Source organism: Pseudonocardia halophobica (assembly GCF_050948485.1).
Classification (GTDB): Bacteria; Actinomycetota; Actinomycetes; order Mycobacteriales; family Pseudonocardiaceae; genus Pseudonocardia; species Pseudonocardia halophobica.
Window position 1 is genome coordinate 6,471,731 of record NZ_CP192046.1, and the last position, 17,439, is coordinate 6,489,169.

The window sequence follows — 17,439 nt, forward strand, 5'->3', positions numbered from 1 at the left end:
CTTGTCCCTTGAAGAGCGACGGCGCTCGTGAAATCATTCACAAGCGCGGAAACACCGTGACAGACAGACGTGCGATCGGCGCGACCCCGATCGCGAAGTACGAGGAGTAGGACGATCATGGATTGGCGTCACCGCGCTATCTGCCGCGACGAGGACCCGGAGCTCTTCTTCCCCGTGGGGACGAGCGGACCGGCCCTCCTGCAGATCGCCGAGGCGAAGAGCGTTTGCCGCCGGTGCCCGGTGGTCACCGAGTGCCTGGCCTGGGCCCTCGAGAGTGGCCAGGACGCGGGTGTGTGGGGCGGCATGAGCGAGGACGAGCGTCGCGCCCTCAAGCGACGCAACGCCCGTACCCGCGCGCGCACTGCCTGAGAACCGAAGAACCGCAGTAACCGAAGAAGTGCCCTGAGGGTCATCCCCACCCTCACACGGAAGCTCCCTCAGAAGACTCGGAAGAGCGGGCCCGAAGCCGGACGCCACCGGCGACGGGCCCGCTCTTCGTCGGTCCGGAGGAGTGTCACCGCACGCCCCGCGAACCCGTGACCGTCGAGCACGGCACCGGCGCGACCTCGGCACCGGGATCGGCGATCACGCTGCAAGGCTATCGCGCCGTCATCGGCACCGTGATAAGGGCCTCGGTTCCGCCGCCGTCACGAGGCCGCAGCGCCAGTTTCGAGTCGAGCTCGGCGAGCAGCGTGCGCACGATCTGCAGGCCCAGGCCGTCCGCGCGGTCGATGTCGAAGCCGTCCGGCATGCCCCGGCCGTCGTCGGCGATGATCAGCTCCAGGGTGTGCGCCGACCGGTTGGCCTTCACCACGACCTCGCCCGCCTGGCCAGGCTCGTAGGCGTGCGCCAGCGCGTTGTGCACCAGCTCGGTCAGCACCAGGACCAGCGGGGTCGCCAGCGCCGAGCCCAGGGTGCCCAGCGAACCCTCCCGGCGCACCTTGGCCCGCACCTCGGCCGTGGCGCCGTCGCCGATCGCCGGCAGCACGGTGTCCACCAGCTCGTCGAGGTCCACCATCTCGGCCACGGAGTAGGCCAGCGCCTCGTGCACCAGGGCGATCGAGGTCACCCGGCGCACGCTCTCGGCGAGCGCCCGGCGGGCCTCCGGGATCGGGGTGCGCCGGGCCTGCAGCCGCAGCAGCGCCGCGACCGTCTGCAGGTTGTTCTTGACCCGGTGGTGGATCTCCCGGATCGTCGCGTCCTTGCTCAGCAGCGCCTGGTCACGGCGGCGCAGGTCGGTGATGTCGCGGACCAGCACCAGCGCGCCGGCCGCGTCGCCGCGCGGGCGCAGGGGTAGCGACCGCACCAGCATCGTGGCGCCCCGGGTGCGGATCTCCATGCGCAGCGAGGTCCGGCCGTCGAGGGCCGCCTGGATCCGCGCGGCGACCTCGCTGGCGTCGAACGGGTCCCGGGTCAGGCTCTTGGTCAGCGACGCCAGCGGGACGCCCACGAGGTCCGTGTCGTGCCCCATGCGGTGGTAGGCGGACAGGGCGTTGGGGCTGGCGTAGGCCACGAGGCCGTGCGCGTCGAGCCGGATCAGCCCGTCGCCCGCCCGCGGGCTCGTGTCGGCACCGGCAGCGGCCGCCGTCGTCGGGAACGTGCCGTCCGCGATCATCTGGCAGAGGTCCGACGCGCTGCCGAGGTAGGCGATCTCGAGCGGACTCGGCACCCGCGGCATGGCGAGGTTGGTGTCCCGGGACAGCACGGCGATGACGCGCCCGTGGTGGCGCACCGGGATCGTCTCGCGGCGCACCGGCACCTCCAGGTGCCAGCGCGGCTCCTCCTCGCGGCAGATCCGCCCCTCGACGACGGCCCGGCGCAGCTGCGGGTTGTCCAGCGGGTTCACCCGGGCGCCCACGGCGTCCTCCGGGTGGGCCGTGGGGGCCGTGGTGGGGCGGGCCTGGGCCACGCAGAGGAACTCCTCCGGGCCGCCCGCCATCTCGACGTCGGCGTCCTGCGGCAGCGGGATCCAGAGGAGGAAGTCCGCGAACGACATGTCCGCGATCAGCTGCCACTCGGCGACGACCCGCTGCAGGTGTTCGACGGCGTCCCCGGGGATGCTCGTGTGCTCGGCCAGCAGTTCGCTCAGGGTCGACACGGGCTCATCCAATCACGTGGGACACTGGGTCCAGTCCTGCGTACTTGTGAAGGAGGGACGAGCATGTCGAAGCGCGCGCGCAAGCGTCGCGACCGCAAGAAGGGCGGCGCGAACCACGGCAAGCGGCCCAACACCTGAGGCCCTGCCCCTGGCACGCGAACGGCCCCTCCGCTCCGCTCGGAGCCGAGGGGCCGTTCGTGTGTGGTCGTTCAGGCGCGGCGTTCGATCCGCGTGGTGCGGACCTCGACGGTGGTGCCGCCGGGCCCGGACTCCACGCTCACCTCGGCCTGCTCCAGCACCGCGGTGCGGATCTGCCGGCGCAGCCGGTCCTTCAGCCCGTCCGGCGCGATCTCGCCGCTGCACTTGCGGGCGAGGAGCTGCTTGAGCTTCTCGTCGATCCCGTACTCCTGCAGGCACGGCGCGCACTCGTCGAGGTGCTGCACGAGCTGGCGCTTGCGCTCCTGGTCGCACTCGCCGTCGAGGTACAGCCACACCTCGGCGAGCACCTCGGAGCAGTCGGTGTCGTGGTGGTTGCCGCAGCTCATGAGCTCGTCACCTCCTGCTCGCCCCGGATGAAGCCGCGCTCCCGAGCCGTGTCGGTGAGCATGTCGCGGAGCTGCCGGCGCCCGCGGTGCAGGCGGGACATCACGGTGCCGATCGGCGTCCCCATGATCTCGGCGATCTCCTTGTAGGCGAACCCCTCGACGTCGGCCAGGTATACCGCCATCCGGAAGTCCTCGGGAAGGCGCTGCAGGGCTTCCTTCACGTCCGAGTCGGGAAGGTTGTCCAGCGCCTCGACCTCGGCCGAGCGCAGCCCCGTCGACGAGTGCTCACCGGCCTGGGCGAGCTGCCAGTCCGTGATCTCGTCCGTGGGCGCCTGGATCGGCTGACGCTGCCGCTTGCGGTACCCGTTGATGTAGGTGTTCGTCAGGATCCGGTACAGCCACGCCTTGAGGTTCGTGCCCTCGCGGAAGGTCCGGAACGCCGAGTACGCCTTGAGGTAGGTCTCCTGGACCAGGTCCTCGGCGTCGGCCGGGTTGCGGGTCATCCGCAGGGCTGCGCCGTAGAGCTGGTCGAGCATCGGCATCGCGTCCCGCTCGAACCGGGAGGCGCGCTCGGCCTCGGTCTCTTCCGGGGCCCGGTCCAACGAGTCGCTCTCGTCCACCAGCCCCGGGTCCTGCCCCGGGTCCTGCCCCGTCTCGGCCGCCGTCTCGTCCGGCACCGCGCTCCTCTCCCCCGCGACCGTCTCCACGATCGTCCGTGAGCCTGCGGGGGTCGAGCGTACGCGCCCGCGACGTGACGGGCGCGGCCGATCCGGTCGGGCCGCGACCGGGGCGTCCATCAGTGCTGAGGTCACGTACGGTCTCAACACCTCCGGCCGGACACCGATTCCCGGCCGGTCCGGTGAGGAGGGCGGGACGAGTGGCAGGGCGGGGCACCCCGGCGACGGCGCTGCTGACCAGGAAGAAGATCGATCACACACTGCACTCGTACGAACACGCGGGCGGCGCCGCCTACGGACAGGAGGCCGTCGACGCCCTCGGGCTCGAGGCCGGGCGGGTGTTCAAGACCCTCGTCGCCGAGGTCGACGGGAACCTCACCGTGGGGGTCGTGCCGGTCGACGCCACCCTCGACCTCAAGGCCCTCGCCGCCGCCGTCGGCGGGAAGAAGGCCCGCATGGCCGAGGTCGCCGACGCCGAGCGCGCCACCGGGTACGTCGCCGGCGGGATCTCGCCGCTCGGGCAGAAGAAACGACTGCCCGTGGTGGTCGACGCCTCCGCGACCTCCTGGGACACGGTGTTCTGCAGCGCGGGGCGGCGGGGGCTGGAGGTGGAGCTGGCGCCCGGCGATCTGATCGCGGTGGTCGACGCCCGCACCGCCCCCATCGCGGCGCGGGGGTAGGTGGTCGCCCGGCCGCCTGTGCAGCCGCTGCGCCGCGGCGGGTGGGCGGCCTCCTGGTGGCCCCGCTACGGGAAGCGGCGCGACAGCCAGTCCGCGACCGCCTTCTCGACCGCCGGGACGTCCTTCTTCAACGAGTGGTCGCCCGGCAGCAGGACGACCTCGCGGGTCGCGGTGGGCCCGGGGCGGCCGAAGGGGTCCGACTCCCCCTGCACCACGAGCACCGGCACCGCGACGGCGTCGATCTCGGCCATCCGGTGCTTCTCCGGCCTGCCCGGCGGGTGCACCGGGAAGGCGAGGCACACTATCCCGATCGCCTCGCCCGCGGCGGCGCACCGGCAGGCCACCCGGGCGCCCGAGCTGCGGCCCCCGAACAGCAGCGGCAGCCCCGCGAGCAGCCCGCCGACCTCACCCGCACCCACGGCAGCGGCATCGCCGGCACCTGCGCCCCCCGCGCCCACACCGGCGGTCCCCCGCAGTACCACGACCACCGCCTCCCAGGCGGCGTCGAGCTGCGTCGCGGGGGCGGGGGCGCGGCGCCCCGCGACCCGGTACGGCTGTTCGACGAGCACGACGTGGAGGCCGGCGTCGAGCGCGGCACGGGCGGCGGCGCGCAGGTCCGGCGCGTCGACCCCGCCCCCCGCCCCGTGCCCCATGAGCAGCGCCCCGCGCGGGGTCGCCGGCGTGCGCCGGACGTGCACGCGGGCGGGACCGTGCGGCGTGGGGATCTCGGCGATCTCCGCGGGCCGGAGGTTCGTCACCCGAGCAGGTCCAGCTGGATCGGCTCCTCGACCTGCGACGGGTCGAGCGGCTCGAGCAGCTCCTTGCCGTTGTTCCGCACGCTGTTGACCTTGTCCGAGACAGGCACGATGTCGAGCGTGCCCACCAGGTCGGTCGACGGCGGGGCGAGCCAGCGCTTCACCGCGTCCACCTGCGCGTCCGAGTCCGGGTCGAGCCACGCGTCCCACGCCTCGGGCGGCAGGACGAGCGGCATCCGGTCGTGGACCTGGGCGAGCGGGCCGACCGCCTCGGTGGTCAGCACCGTGCAGGTGACGAGCCCCTCGGGGAACTTCTCGAGGAGCTCGCCCTCCTTGGGCCGCCAGAACTCCCAGAGCCCGGCCATCGCCAGCGACCGGCCGTCCTTGTAGTGCGTGAAGTAGGGCTGCTTGCTCGCCTTGTGGTCCTTGGTGGCGGCCCGGCGCTGCCACTCGTACCAGCCGTCGGCCGGGAGCAGGCAGCGGCGGGCGGCGAGGGCGCGGCGGAACGCGGGCTTCTCGGCGGCCGTCTCGCTGCGCGCGTTGATCATGCGGGCGCCCGCGGACGGGTCCTTCGCCCACGACGGCACCAGCCCCCAGCGCACGAGCCGCAGGCTGCGCTCGGTGGTGTCCGGGTCGGGGTTGCCGTCCGCATCCCGCGGGTGGCGCTGCACCACCGCGATCACGTCCCGCGTGGGCGCGACGTTGTAGTCCGGCCGCCGGTCCTCGCCGGCCTTCTCGGTGACGGCGTCGACGGCGGTGAACTCCTCCGCCAGGTCCGTCGGCGCCTTCGTCGAGGCGTACCTCCCGCACATGACTCCATCGTGGCACGTCCCACCGACAGTCGAACCGGACACGATCTCGGGGTCGCGTCCCGACGCGGGCGCCATGGGGAATCATGGGGTCGTGGCCCCGTCCAGTGCCCCGTCCAGTGCCCCGTCCAGTGCCGAGACCAGCCCCTACGCCGCGCCGACGGCGAGCGGACCCGTGCGCGGGACGGTGTCCGTCCCCGGCTCGAAGTCCGTCACCAACCGCGCGCTGCTGCTGTCCGGGCTCGCGCAGGGCCGCTCGGTCGTGCACGGCGTGCCCGCCACCCGGGACTCCGCGCTGATGTGCGGCGCGCTGCGGTCGCTGGGGGTCGGGGTCCACGGCGACGGCGAGACGGTCACCCTCGACGGGGGCACCCTCGTCGGCGGGGGCGCGGTCGACTGCGGCCTGGCCGGCACCGTGATGCGGTTCGTCCCGCCCGCCGCGACGCTCGCCGACGGCGCCGTGGTCTTCGACGGCGACCCGCACGCCCGCGAGCGCCCCATGGGCACCGTCCTCGACGCCCTGCGCGCCCTCGGTGCGGTGATCGACGGCGACCGCCTCCCCTTCGTCCTGCACGGCGCGGGCGGGCTCCCGGGCGGCGCGGTGACGATCGACGCCTCGGCGTCGAGCCAGTTCGTGTCCGGCCTGCTGCTCTCCGGCGCCCGCTTCGACAAGGGCGTGACCGTGCACCACGACGGCAAGCCGGTGCCCAGCCTGCCCCACATCGACATGACCGTCGCGATGCTCCGCGAGGCCGGGGTGACCGTCGACGACGCCGAGCCGAACACCTGGCGGGTCGAGCCCGGCCCGATCACGGCGCGGACCTGGGCCGTCGAGCCCGACCTGTCCAACGCGTCGGTCTTCCTCGCCGCGGCCGCGGTCACCGGCGGGGAGGTGACGGTCGCCGGCTGGCCCGCCGGGTCCACCCAGCCGGGCGCCGAGATCCTCGGGGTGCTGGAGCGCATGGGCGCCACCGTCACGGCGTCGGGGGCGGGCATGACCGTCGCCGGTCCGGACCGGCTGCAGGGCGTGGACGTCGACCTGCACGACGCCTCCGAGCTCACCCCCACCGTCGCCGCGCTCGCCGCGCTGGCCGAGGGCCCGAGCGTGATCCGCGGCGTCGCGCACATCCGCGGGCACGAGACGGACCGGCTGGCCGCGCTGCGCACCGAGCTCGCCGCGCTCGGCGGCGCGGTCACCGAGACCGAGGACGGCCTGGAGATCCGGCCCGCCCGGCTCAATGCCGGCGAGCGGCCCTGGGGCGCGTACGCCGACCACCGGATGGCGACGGCCGGCGCGATCGTCGGGCTCGTCGTCCCCGGCGTCCGGATCGACGACGTGACCTGCACCGACAAGACCATCCCGGACTTCCCCGGGCGCTGGGCCTCCTTGATCGCGTGAGTCGGCCGCGCCAGTACGACGAGTCCGACGTCCGGGTCCGCCCGGGCCGCGGCTCCCGACCGCGCACCAAGCGCAGGCCGGACCACGCGAACGCCGAGGAGGCCATGGTCGTCGCGGTCGACCGGGGCCGCTGGACCTGCGCCCCCGGCGGTGAGGCGGACCGGCCGCCGGTCACGGCGATGCGCGCCCGCGAGCTCGGCCGCACGCCGATCGTCGTCGGGGACCGGGTGGGGCTGGTCGGGGACCTGTCGGGCGCGCCGGACACCCTGGCGCGGATCGTGCGGGTCGAGGAACGACGCACCGTCCTGCGCCGCACCGCGGACGACACAGACCCCTACGAACGCCTGGTCGTGGCCAACGCCGACCGGCTCGTGATCGTGACGTCGCTGGCCGAGCCGGAGCCGCGCACCGGGTTCGTCGACCGCTGCCTGGTGGCGGCCTACGCGGGCGGGCTGGAGCCGGTGCTCTGCCTGACGAAGGCCGACCTCGCCGACCCGGCGCCCTTCGCCGCGCACTACGCCGAGCTGGAGTTCCCGGTAGTCGTGACGCGGCGCGGGGAGTTCCCGACCGCGCTGGCCGAGCTGCTCGAGGGGCGGGTGTCCGCGCTCGTCGGGCACTCCGGCGTCGGCAAGTCCACCCTGGTCAACGCGCTGCTCCCGGACGCCGAGCAACGCACCGGCCGGGTCTCGGGCGTCGGCAAGGGCCGGCACACCACCACCGCGGCGCTCGCCCTCCCGCTCTCCGACGGCCACGGCTGGGTGGTCGACACCCCCGGCGTGCGGTCGTTCGGGCTCGCCCACGTGACGCCCGACGACGTCATCGCCGCCTTCGACGATCTCGCCGCCGCCGTCGAGGACTGCCCCCGCGGCTGCGGCCACCTCGGGCCGCCCGCCGATCCGGAATGCGCGCTCGACGCGCTGGTGGGCGACGGCGCGCTGCGTCCGGGGCGGCTCGCCGCTCTGCGCCGTGTGCTCGTCGCACTGCGGGCTGCTCCGCCCGGTGCACTCGCAGCGGACCGATAACCTCGGAGCCTTCGGCGGTGTGGAGGAGGCGGAAGGTGCCGCACGGGAGAGCGTCGGCAGCGGGGCCGGTCCGCACGCCGCTCGCCCTGGTGCTCGCGGCGATCGCCGTCCTCGTGGTGCTGGTGGCGGTGGTGTCCTGCGCCCGCGGCAACTCCGAGGACGCCGGCCGGACACAGCGCCTGCCCAAGTACTACTCGGCCGCGGACCTGCTCACGGCCGTCACCCAGCGCCAGCACGCGGACCGCACGGCGCACCTGCGCCTGTCCGGCCAGGTCGACGCCGCGGACGGCGGCCCGACCACGCTGGGCGGGGACGGCGCGCTGCGCGTCGAGCAGGGCGGCGGGATCTCGGCCCAGTTCACCCAGACCCTGAGCCCGCCCGGCCGCGGCCCGCAGAGCACGGCGTTCGTGGTGCTGCACGGCGGGCAGGTGTGGCGCCAGGACGGCACCGGCTGGACCCGGGTCGACGAGGCGGCCACCGGAACGCCGGAGAAGACCCTGGCGACCACCGCGGCCAACGTCGTCGCGGGCGCCGATCCCACCGCCCACCTCAGCCGCTACCGGGACGCCGCGCTGGTCGCCGACGCCGCCGACGACACGGTCGACGGCGTGCCGACGGTCCGGTACCTGGTGGTCGTCGACGTGGTCCGCGCCGCGGAGCTCGAACAGGATCCCGAGGTGCGGGACGCGCTGCGGGCCCAGGCCGCCGCCGGCGTCACCCGGATCTCCTCCACCCTGTGGATCGACGCCGCGAACCGGCCCCTGCGCAGCGAGACGCGCCAGACCATGCCGGGCATCGGCACCCTGGCCCTGACCTCGGACTACCGCGACTGGGGCGCGCCCGTCGCGATCGCCTCCCCCGGGGCCGCCGCCTGATCGAATGTTGCGTGATCGGATGCGGTTGACTGGGCCCGTGCCCGGCTCCCGCCCCGATCCGCGCAGCATCGGCGGCTTCACGATCACGCGCCTGCTCGGCGAGGGCGGGATGGGCCGGGTCTACCTCGGACGTCGGGGCGGTGTGCAGGCGGCGGTCAAGGTCGTCCGGTCGGACCTCGCGGGCGACCCGGAGTTCCGCGCCCGGTTCGGGCACGAGATCGAGGCGGCGACCCGCGTGCGCAGCCCCTACACGGCCGCGCTGCTCGGGGCCGACGCCGACGCCGACCCGCCGTGGATGGCCACGGAGTACGTGCCGGCGCCGTCGTTGCGCGAGGCCGTCGGGATCCACGGGCCGATGCCCGGCGAACAGGTCCGGCTGCTCGGCATCGGGCTGGCCGACGCGCTCGCCGCGATCCACGGCGCCGGGATCGTGCACCGCGACCTCAAGCCGGGCAACGTCCTGCTCGGTGCCGACGGGCCGAAGGTGATCGACTTCGGGATCGCCCGGGCCGCCGACGCGACCGTGCTGACCCGCACCGGCGCCGTCGTCGGCTCGCCGGGGTTCATCGCGCCGGAGCAGATCGCGCACGCCCGGTCCGAACCCGCCGGCGACGTCTTCGCCCTCGGCGGGGTCCTCGCCTACGCGGCGACCGGCCGCGTGCCCTTCGGCACCGGCGACGTCAACGCCCTGCTCTACCGCACGGTCCACGGCGAGCCGGACCTCGCCGGGATCCCCGAGCCGGTGCTCGGGCTGGTCCGGGCGTGCCTGGACCGCGACCCCGCCCGACGACCGGGCGTCGACCGGATCCGCGCCACCCTCTCCTCAGGACCCCAGGACCGGCCGACGGGCGGCTGGCTGCCCGCCGTGCTGGAGCCCACGCCGCCGCGGCCGGTCGCGCGGGCGCCGCGCTGGAGGGTGCCGGTGGCGATCGTTGCGACCGTGGCGGTGCTCGCCGCGGCGGCGGTGATCGGGGTGATCGCGCTGCGGGAGGGTGGGGGCGGTGCTGGGCCGACCGCGGCCCCGCCGACCGTGGTTCCCAGCAGCGCAGTCCCGTCGAGCGCGGTCCCGGCCACGACGACCACGGCGCCGTCCGACGTCCGGGTCTCCACCGAGCCGGCGGGTTTCAGCAGCCCGAGCGGCAACATCGCCTGCTACCTGCAGCCCAACTCGGTGCGCTGCGACATCGCGCAGGCCGAGTGGGATCCGACGACGGTCCCGGACCGGCCGACCGGGTGCGAGGGCGTGTGGGGCGACTCGCTGCAGATCACGGGCACCGACCGCGCCGACTTCGTGTGCCACTCCGACACCGTCTTCGGCACCGGTCCGGTGCTCGACTACGGCCGCTCGCTGCAGGTCGGCGACGTGACCTGCACCAGCCGGCAGACCGGCGTCGAGTGCCGGGTCGGGGCCAGCGGACACGGCTTCGCCCTCTCCCGCACCGCCTACCAGCTCTTCTGACACCCCGCCCCGGGCGCCTACGGCCGGGCGTCATCGATCCACAACGCGCCGAAGTCCGGCCGCGACCCCCGTTATGGATCCATGACGCACCTGAGTTCGCACAACCGCCGGGAAGGCAGGCACACCCAGTGGGACCTCGCACAACTGCTGCGGAGGCCCGGCACACCCGAGAGGCCGGCGAGACAGGCCGTCGACGGCCTGTACGACGCGCAGACGGGTGTGCGATCAGGGCGACGCCGGCCCACGGCCCGACCGACCCCAGCCGCCCCCCGGCCCGACCGACCCCCTCCGCAGGCTCACCGACCGGGCCGACTGCGGCGCCGACACCGCCGCCCACACCCGTCGGATCGCGCCACACCCCGTCGACGGGATGTGCGGCGCTCGCCGAGGGTGTGAGAGCGGGCAGGAACGGGTGTGAACGGCCGGAAGGGGTGTGCGAGCCCGCCCTCGGCGTCACAGCACCCCCACACCGGCGATCATGGCGCACTATGGATCCATAACGCGCACAGCGCCCCCGCCCCGCCGCGTTCTGGTTCCATAATGCGGGCATGACCACGGGGGGCAACGGGAAGCTGCGCATCGGCACGGCCGAGCGCGAGGCCGCGGCGGCGGCGCTCAACACGCATCTGGAGGCCGGCCGCCTCGGCGTCGAGGAGTACGCGGACCGCTCGGCGGTGGCGGCCAACGCCGTGACCGCCGACGAGCTGACCGCCCTGTTCACCGACCTGCCCGAGCCGCACCCCAGCCTCCCCGGCGCAACGGGCGGAACGGGCGGAACGAGCAGCACCCCCGCCGTCCGACCGCAGGCCGCCGTGTCGCAGAGGCGCTTCGGCAGCAGCTGGGGCACCCGGATCGCGGCGGCCAGCCCGATCGTCGCGTTGATCCTCTTCTTCGTGCTCAACGCCGCGGGCGTGCCGATGGCGTGGCTCGCCTTCCTGCTGATCCCGCTGGTCGGGGCCCTCGGGTTCTCCAAGGACCGGCAGGACCAGCGGGAGCTGGAGCGCGAGGACCGCCGCGAGCTGCCCGACGGACGGGGCGAGGAGCGCGAGGAGCGCGAGGAGCGCCGGGACGGCTGACCCGCCCCGGCGCGAATCCTCAGTCCATCCCGGCCGGACGGCTCGGCCAACGCTCCAGGATGTCCGGGTAGTCGGCGCTCACCGTGTTCGGGAAGGCGGGCGCCCGCTTCTCCAGGAAGGACTGCACGCCCTCGACCACGTCGGCACTCTGCCCGAGCCGGTAGATCGCCTGCGAGTCGACGCGGTGCGCCTCCCACGGCGTGTCCGCGCCGAGCATCGCCCACAGCATCTGCTTGCTGAGCGCGACCGACACCGCGGAGGTGTTCTCCGCGATCTCCTGCGCGATCCCGTAGGCGTAGGGCAGCAGCTCCTCGGGCGGGAGGACCTTCGACACCAGGCGGCCGGCGAGGGCCTCCTCGGCGCCGAACACCCGGCCGGTCGCGACCCACTCCATGGCCTGCGAGATCCCGACGATCCGCGGCAGGAACCAGCTCGACGCCGCCTCCGGCACCAGGCCGCGGCGGGCGAACACGAAGCCGAACTTCGCCGTCTCCGAGGCCAGCCGGATGTCCATCGGCAGGGTCATCGTGGCGCCGATGCCCACGGCCGGCCCGTTGATCGCGGCGATGACCGGCTTGCGGCACGCGGCCGTGGTCAGCGACGTGACACCGCCGCCGTCCCGCGGGGCCCCGCCGATGGTGCCGATGTCGCGACGCTCCGCGGCCCGGCCCGGGTCCTCGGCGTTGAACGTCGACCCGCCCCGCTGCAGGTCGGCGCCGGCGCAGAAGCCCCGCCCCCGCCCCGTGACGACGACGGCGCGCACGGCGTCGTCGGCGTCGGCCGCGGCGTAGGCCCGGACCAGCTCGCGCATCATCGTGGTGGTGAAGGCGTTGAGCCGGTCCGGCCGGTCGAGCGTGATCGTCGCGACGCCGTCGGAGACCTCGTACGCGATCTCCGTGTACGCCTGCTCGGTCACCGGATCCTGGGTGCTGGTCACTTGACCGCCCACTCGCCCGTGAACACCGGGTCCCGCTTGGCCATGAAGGCCTCGAAGGCGGCCGGCGCGTCCGTCCCCGCGAAGTTGATCGTCTGCGCGCGGGCCTCGCTCTCCAGCGCCTCGCGCAGCGTCTTGTCGGTGTTCTCGTTGAGCATCCGCTTCGACTGCGCGAGCGCCATCGGCGCCCCGGCGGCCAGCGTCTTGGCCAGGTCGGCCGTGAACCCGTCGATCGTCCCGGGCTCGACGACGTAGGTCACCAGGCCGAGCCGCTCGGCCTCCTCCGCGCCGATGATCTCGGCGAGCAGCGCCAGCCGCTTGGCCTGCTGCAGCCCCACGATCTTGGGCAGCAGCCAGGAGCCGCCGAAGTCCAGCGACAGTCCCCGCTTGGCGAAGATCTGGGAGAACCGGGCGTCGCGCTCGGCCACCACCAGGTCGCAGCCCAGCGCCAGGTTCCAGCCGGCCCCGACGGCCACGCCGCTGACCTTCGCGACGGTCGGCATCGGCAGGCTGTGCAGCGCCATCGCGATCTCGTTGATGCGGTGCATCCGGCTCAGGGGGTGGCCCCCGGCCGGGCCGCCGGACAGGTCCGCGCCGGCGCAGAAGTCGCCGCCGGCGCCGGTCAGCACCAGCACCCGGACGGACGGGTCGTTCGCCGCGTCGGCGAAGGCCGCCTGCAGCCCGTCCCAGGACCCCGCGTTCAAGGCGTTCTTCCGCCGCGGCCGGTTCAGGGTCACCGTGCGGATCCCGTCCGCCGTCTCGACGAGTACGGGGTTCTCGGTCGTGCTCTCGGTCATGTCGCCCTTCCTCAGACGCCGAGCCGGTCGGCGAGCCGCGCCCGGTCGCGCCCGGGCGCCCCGAACAGCAGTTCCGTGCTCTTGGCGCGCTTGTAGTAGAGGTGCGCGTCGTGCTCCCAGGTGTAGCCGATGCCGCCGTGGTACTGCACGCACGCCTCGGCCGCCTTGAAGTACGCCGGCCCGAAGAACGTGGCCACGAGCGCCGCCGCGAGCGGCACCTCGTCGGAGGCCTCGTCGGCGGCCCAGGCCGCGTAGCGCAGCGCGGACAGGCCCAGCTCCCAGTCCGAGTGCACGTCGGCCAGCCCGTGCTTCACGGCCTGGTACGAGCCGATCGCGCGGCCGAACTGCACCCGCACCTTGGCGTAGTCCGTGGCCATCTCCAGGACCCGCTGCAGCCCGCCGAGCTGCTCGGCGGCCAGCGCGATCGTGGCGAGGTCGGCGACCCGCTCGAGCGCGCCCGCGGGATCGGCCGACTCGAGCCTGCGCGCCGGCGTGCCGCGCAGCACGACCGTGGCGAGCCGCCGGGTCGGGTCGAGCGTGGTCAGCGTGGTCCGCTCGACGTCCGCGGCGTCGACCCGGAACCAGGCCGGCCCGTCCGGCGTGGTCGCGACGACGAGCAGCACGTCGGCGAGGTCGCCGGCGACCACCGGCGTCTTGGTCCCGTCGAGGGTCCAGCCGTCCCCGGACGCGGTCGCCGTGGTGGCGCCCGGCCCCCACGGCGCACCGGGCTCGGCCACCGCGACGGTCGCGATCAGCTCGCCGGAGACCAGGCGCGGCAGCAGCTCGCGGCGGGCCTCCTCGTCGTCGAGCGCGAGCAGCGCGTCCGTGGCCAGGACCGCCGAGCCGAGGAACGGCGTGGGCGCGAGCGCCCGGCCGAACTCCTCCTGCACCACGGCCCGCTCGACGTGTCCGGCCCCGGCACCGCCGTACTCCTCCGGCACGACGAGCCCGAGCACGTCCAGGTCACGGCCGAGCCGGGTCCACAGGTCCCGGTCGATCCCGGTCTCGGACTCCATCGCCGCGCGCACCTGCGCCGACGCGGCCCGGTCCGTCAGCAGGTCGCGCACCGCCGCGCGCAGGGCCTGCTGCTCCTCGGTGAGCACCAGTCTCACTTCTGCGTCCCCACCTTCAGCTCGCGGAACGGCACGCCCTTGTCCACCGACGGCTCCTTCGGCAGGCCGAGGACCCGCTCGCCGATGATCCCGCGCTGGATCTCGTTGGTCCCGCCCGCGATGCTCGACGACGGCGTGGAGTTGATCCCCAGCGCCACCGCGGCCCCGGTGGTGTCCTCCGGGTCCCAGGCCACGATCTCCGGCCCGGCGATCTCGCCGACGGTGTCGACGGCCAGCCGTGCCAGCATCGAGCCGGCCAGCTTCGCGACGGAGCCACGGGCCCCGGGCGCGATGCCCGCCGCGGCCTCCTGGCGCAGCCGGACGTTGAACAGCTCCAGTACGCGCTCGCGGGCGTACAGCTCGGCCAGCCGCTCCCGCGTGGCCGGCTCGCCCGACACCCCCAGCCGCTGCGCCAACGCGGCGATCGCGGTGAAGTCGAGCGGGTTGGTCTTGGGTCGGCGCCGCGACCCGATGGAGACGCGCTCGTGGCCCAGCATCGTCACGGCGGCGTGCCACCCGCCGTTGACCTCGCCGATCACCGCGTCGGCGGGGATCCGGACGGAGTCGAAGTAGATCTCGTTGAACGGCGCCCGGCCGGACATGTCCTTGAGCGGCCGCACGGTGACGCCCGGCGCGTGCATGTCCACCACGAACATCGTGAGCCCGGAGTGCTTGGGTCGGTCGGGGTCGGTGCGGGCGAGGAGCGCGCCGAAGTCCGCCCACTGGGCGTTGGTGGTCCACACCTTCTGCCCGTCGACGACCCAGGAGTCGCCGTCGAGGACCGCGCGGGTCTGCAGGCTCGCGACGTCCGACCCCGCGCCCGGCTCGGAGAACAGCTGGCACCAGATGTCCTCGCCGCGCAGCAGCCGCGGCAGGTAGCGGGTGCGCTGCTCGGGCGTGCCCAGGTCGTTGACGGTGGGGCCGCACATGCCCATCCCGATCGTGAACGGGTAGGTGGGCAGCTCGTACTCGGCCTCCTCGTCGGAGAAGGCCTGCTGGTAGGCCGTGGAGAGGCCGCGGCCGCCCACGTCCTGCGGCCAGGTGATGCCGGCGAACCCGGCGTCGTACAGCGCGGCCTGGAAGGCGCGCGCGGCCTCGATGTCGGTGACCGGCGACGGGGCCGGCGCGTGCTCGCGCAGCCAGGCTCGCGCCTGCTCGCGGAACGCGTCGAGATCGGGGGGACTCCCCGTCGCGATGGTGGTCGCCGCAGTCATCCGCTTACCTCCCGGCGTCGCTGGCGGACCTTTGAACGATCACTCGTTAAGTTAACACCGCCGTGGAGCCGCCAGAAGGGGCATCCGGGCCTTATCCTCTCCGATGTGAGCACCGCAGTAGACCGATCGCCCGAGGGCGGACCGATCCCCCGCGGCGGCGGCCGCGAGGCGATCGCGGCGGCCGCGCGCGAGGTCTTCGAGCAGCGCGGGTACCACGGCGCGTCGATCCGGGACATCGCCAAGCGCGCCGGGTTGTCGCTGTCGGCGCTCTACTACTGGCACCCGAGCAAGCAGGACCTGCTCGCGGCACTCATCGAGGAGAACACCCTCGACTACTTCCGCCGCTGCGACGAGGCGCTCGCCTCCGCCGGGGAGGACCCGGCGGAGCGGCTGCGTGCCCTGGTCAGGGCCACGGTCGAGTACCGGGTGCAGCGGCAGACGGAGAGCAACATCTCCTCCAGGGAGTGGCGCAACCTCGAGCCCGCCCACGAGGAGCGGCTCGCCGGGCTGCGCACCAAGGCCAGCACGATCTGGTCGGACATCGTCGACGCCGGCGTCGAGCAGGGCACCTTCCGCTGTGAGCACCCCGCCGACGCCCGGCGCGCCGCGCAGGCCGCCTGCAACGCGATCGCCCAGTGGTACGACCCCGAGGGCCCGGTGACGATGGAGGAGCTCGTCGAGCACTACACCCTCATCGTCATGCGGATCGTCGACCACCCGGCCTGATCCCGGTCCATCGAGGACGTCACAGCTCCGGGGACTCCCGATCACCGGTGAACTGAATGTACGATCGTTCAGTTCGCCGAATCCGCAGCGCAGGGGAGTCCTCCGGTGGCAGAAGCCTTCATCGTCGGTGCCGTCCGCACACCCGTCGGGACACGCAAGGGAGCCCTCGCCGGGGTGCACCCGGCCGACCTCGGCGCACACGTGCTGCGCGAGCTCGTCGAGCGGACGGGCGTGGACCCGGCCGCCGTCGAGGACGTGATCATGGGGTGCGTCAGCCAGACGGGCGCCCAGGCGGGCGACATCGCCCGCACCGCCTGGCTCTCGGCCGGGCTGCCGCAGAGCGTGCCCGGCGTGACCATCGACCGGCAGTGCGGCTCGTCGCAGCAGGCGCTGCACTTCGCCGCCCAGGGCGTGCTGTCCGGGACCCAGGACCTGGTCGTGGCCGCCGGCGTCGAGCAGATGGCCATGGTCCCGATGACGGCCAACGGGATCGTCAACAAGGAGCTGGGCACCTCCACCAAGGGCCAGGGCTGGATCGACCGCTACGGCGACCAGGAGATCTCGCAGTTCCGTGGCGCCCAGCTGATCACCGAGAAGTGGGGCTTCACCCGCGAGGACCTCGAGAAGTTCTCGCTGGAGAGCCACCGCCGCGCGATCGCCGCGATCGACGAGGGCCGCTTCCGCGACCAGATCGCCCCGCTCGCCGGGCTGGACACGGACGAGGGCGCCCGCCGCGACACCTCGCTGGAGAAGCTCGCCGGGCTGAAGCCGCTCCGCGAGGGCTGGGCGATCACCGCAGGCGTCGCGAGCCAGATCTCCATCGGCGCGGCCGCGCTGCTGGTGGCGTCGGAGGACGCGGTCCGCCGCTTCTCGCTCACCCCGCTCGCCCGGGTGCACACCCTCGCCGTGGTCGGCGACGACCCGGTCTACATGCTGACCGGCCCGATCCCGGCCACCCAGGCGGCGCTGAAGAGGTCCGGGCTGGGCATCGACGACATCGACACCTTCGAGATCAACGAGGCCTTCGCGCCCGTCGTGCTCGCGTGGGCGCAGGACACCGGCGCCGACCTGGCGAAGACCAACCCCAACGGCGGCGCGATCGCCCTCGGCCACCCGCTCGGCGGCACCGGCGCGATCCTGGCCACCAAGATGATCCACGAGCTGCACCGCACCGGCGGCCGCTACGGCCTGCAGTCCATGTGCGAGGGCGGCGGCCAGGCCAACGCCACCATCCTCGAGCGCGTCTGACCCGGACCCCGAC

19 protein-coding genes are annotated in these 17,439 nt (G+C 74.1%); 10 read left to right on the plus strand and 9 right to left on the minus strand.

The features are described from left to right. Positions 1-117: 117 nt before the first annotated feature. A complete protein-coding gene (locus ACQP04_RS30865) occupies positions 118-369 on the plus strand; it encodes a WhiB family transcriptional regulator (protein WP_037051753.1) in 252 nt (83 codons plus the stop codon). A gap of 229 nt (positions 370-598) precedes the next feature. Here the strand turns inward: ACQP04_RS30865 and ACQP04_RS30870 are convergent, their stop codons facing one another. After that, positions 599-2,098, minus strand: coding sequence for a sensor histidine kinase (locus tag ACQP04_RS30870; protein WP_433504028.1), 1,500 nt, complete (start codon positions 2,096-2,098; stop codon positions 599-601). Between the two features lie 63 nt (positions 2,099-2,161). Here ACQP04_RS30870 and ACQP04_RS30875 point away from each other — a divergent pair, with 63 nt between their 5' ends. Next, positions 2,162-2,236 carry a 50S ribosomal protein bL37 gene (locus ACQP04_RS30875; protein ID WP_370467464.1) on the plus strand — a complete coding sequence of 25 codons (75 nt, stop codon included), beginning with the start codon at positions 2,162-2,164 and terminating at the stop codon, positions 2,234-2,236. 71 nt (positions 2,237-2,307) lie between these two features. On the opposite strand, the gene rsrA is transcribed toward ACQP04_RS30875, so the two are convergent. Continuing rightward, complete coding sequence (gene rsrA, locus ACQP04_RS30880) at positions 2,308-2,643, minus strand: mycothiol system anti-sigma-R factor (RefSeq protein ID WP_037051758.1); 336 nt, start codon at positions 2,641-2,643, stop codon at positions 2,308-2,310. Beyond that, positions 2,640-3,263: a sigma-70 family RNA polymerase sigma factor gene (locus ACQP04_RS30885; protein WP_037051817.1), complete on the minus strand. Its 624-nt coding sequence runs from the start codon at positions 3,261-3,263 to the stop codon at positions 2,640-2,642. Before ACQP04_RS30885 ends, rsrA begins: the two co-directional genes overlap by 4 nt. Before the next feature lie 257 nt (positions 3,264-3,520). On the opposite strand from ACQP04_RS30885, the gene ybaK reads away from it, so the two are divergent. Further along, entirely contained in the window at positions 3,521-4,000 is a 480-nt protein-coding gene (ybaK, locus tag ACQP04_RS30890) for a Cys-tRNA(Pro) deacylase (protein ID WP_433504029.1), read from the plus strand. Positions 4,001-4,065: 65 nt separating this feature from the next. Here the strand turns inward: ybaK and ACQP04_RS30895 are convergent, their stop codons facing one another. Together ACQP04_RS30895 and ACQP04_RS30900 are read right to left on the minus strand one after the other, a co-directional pair. Beyond that, positions 4,066-4,758: an alpha/beta hydrolase family protein gene (locus ACQP04_RS30895; protein WP_433504030.1), complete on the minus strand. Its 693-nt coding sequence runs from the start codon at positions 4,756-4,758 to the stop codon at positions 4,066-4,068. Continuing rightward, a complete protein-coding gene (locus ACQP04_RS30900; protein WP_433504031.1) occupies positions 4,755-5,567 on the minus strand; it encodes an SOS response-associated peptidase in 813 nt (270 codons plus the stop codon). The genes ACQP04_RS30895 and ACQP04_RS30900 overlap by 4 nt, the downstream gene beginning before the upstream one ends. Positions 5,568-5,658: 91 nt before the next feature. Here ACQP04_RS30900 and aroA point away from each other — a divergent pair, with 91 nt between their 5' ends. The 5 genes from aroA to ACQP04_RS30925 all read left to right on the plus strand — a co-directional run bounded on the left by aroA (position 5,659) and on the right by ACQP04_RS30925 (position 11,395). After that, entirely contained in the window at positions 5,659-6,963 is a 1,305-nt protein-coding gene (gene aroA / locus ACQP04_RS30905) for a 3-phosphoshikimate 1-carboxyvinyltransferase (protein ID WP_433504032.1), read from the plus strand. Continuing rightward, positions 6,960-7,985, plus strand: coding sequence for a ribosome small subunit-dependent GTPase A (gene rsgA, locus ACQP04_RS30910; protein WP_433504033.1), 1,026 nt, complete (start codon positions 6,960-6,962; stop codon positions 7,983-7,985). The genes aroA and rsgA overlap by 4 nt, the downstream gene beginning before the upstream one ends. A gap of 35 nt (positions 7,986-8,020) precedes the next feature. Then, positions 8,021-8,860 (plus strand): hypothetical protein, encoded by an 840-nt coding sequence (locus ACQP04_RS30915; protein WP_433504034.1) that lies wholly within the window; start codon positions 8,021-8,023, stop codon positions 8,858-8,860. 37 nt (positions 8,861-8,897) lie between these two features. Further along, entirely contained in the window at positions 8,898-10,319 is a 1,422-nt protein-coding gene (locus ACQP04_RS30920; protein WP_433504035.1) for a protein kinase domain-containing protein, read from the plus strand. Positions 10,320-10,867: 548 nt separating this feature from the next. Next, positions 10,868-11,395 (plus strand): DUF1707 SHOCT-like domain-containing protein, encoded by a 528-nt coding sequence (locus ACQP04_RS30925; protein ID WP_433504036.1) that lies wholly within the window; start codon positions 10,868-10,870, stop codon positions 11,393-11,395. A 19-nt stretch (positions 11,396-11,414) separates the two neighbouring features. Here ACQP04_RS30925 and ACQP04_RS30930 read toward each other — a convergent pair whose 3' ends face one another. Genes ACQP04_RS30930 through ACQP04_RS30945 form a run of 4 tightly spaced genes read right to left on the minus strand, consistent with a single transcriptional unit; the run spans position 11,415 to position 15,452 of the window. Further along, entirely contained in the window at positions 11,415-12,332 is a 918-nt protein-coding gene (locus ACQP04_RS30930) for a crotonase/enoyl-CoA hydratase family protein (RefSeq protein WP_433504037.1), read from the minus strand. Continuing rightward, entirely contained in the window at positions 12,329-13,126 is a 798-nt protein-coding gene (locus tag ACQP04_RS30935; protein ID WP_433504038.1) for an enoyl-CoA hydratase/isomerase family protein, read from the minus strand. The genes ACQP04_RS30930 and ACQP04_RS30935 overlap by 4 nt, the downstream gene beginning before the upstream one ends. An 11-nt stretch (positions 13,127-13,137) precedes the next feature. Next, positions 13,138-14,238 carry an acyl-CoA dehydrogenase family protein gene (locus tag ACQP04_RS30940; RefSeq protein ID WP_433504039.1) on the minus strand — a complete coding sequence of 367 codons (1,101 nt, stop codon included), beginning with the start codon at positions 14,236-14,238 and terminating at the stop codon, positions 13,138-13,140. After that, the gene (locus ACQP04_RS30945) at positions 14,235-15,452 is read right to left on the minus strand and encodes an acyl-CoA dehydrogenase family protein (RefSeq protein ID WP_051738102.1); all 1,218 of its coding nucleotides are present in this window, start codon (positions 15,450-15,452) and stop codon (positions 14,235-14,237) included. Before ACQP04_RS30945 ends, ACQP04_RS30940 begins: the two co-directional genes overlap by 4 nt. A 105-nt stretch (positions 15,453-15,557) precedes the next feature. Between ACQP04_RS30945 and ACQP04_RS30950 the strand changes: the two genes are divergently transcribed. Further along, positions 15,558-16,178 (plus strand): TetR/AcrR family transcriptional regulator, encoded by a 621-nt coding sequence (locus tag ACQP04_RS30950; RefSeq protein ID WP_433504040.1) that lies wholly within the window; start codon positions 15,558-15,560, stop codon positions 16,176-16,178. A gap of 105 nt (positions 16,179-16,283) precedes the next feature. Next, positions 16,284-17,426, plus strand: a complete 1,143-nt coding sequence (locus tag ACQP04_RS30955; protein ID WP_433504041.1) for an acetyl-CoA C-acetyltransferase — start codon at positions 16,284-16,286, stop codon at positions 17,424-17,426. The last annotated feature ends 13 nt before the right edge of the window (positions 17,427-17,439 follow it).

Excerpts from the sequence above, each read along its gene's own strand:
- ACQP04_RS30865 (WP_037051753.1), top strand. The coding sequence starts at position 118 with ATGGATTGGCGTCACCGCGCTATCTGCCGCGACGAGGACCCGGAGCTC.
- rsrA (WP_037051758.1), bottom strand. The coding sequence starts at position 2,643 with ATGAGCTGCGGCAACCACCACGACACCGACTGCTCCGAGGTGCTCGCC.
- ACQP04_RS30900 (WP_433504031.1), bottom strand. The coding sequence starts at position 5,567 with ATGTGCGGGAGGTACGCCTCGACGAAGGCGCCGACGGACCTGGCGGAG.
- ACQP04_RS30925 (WP_433504036.1), top strand. The coding sequence starts at position 10,868 with ATGACCACGGGGGGCAACGGGAAGCTGCGCATCGGCACGGCCGAGCGC.
- ACQP04_RS30935 (WP_433504038.1), bottom strand. The coding sequence starts at position 13,126 with ATGACCGAGAGCACGACCGAGAACCCCGTACTCGTCGAGACGGCGGAC.
- ACQP04_RS30945 (WP_051738102.1), bottom strand. The coding sequence starts at position 15,452 with ATGACTGCGGCGACCACCATCGCGACGGGGAGTCCCCCCGATCTCGAC.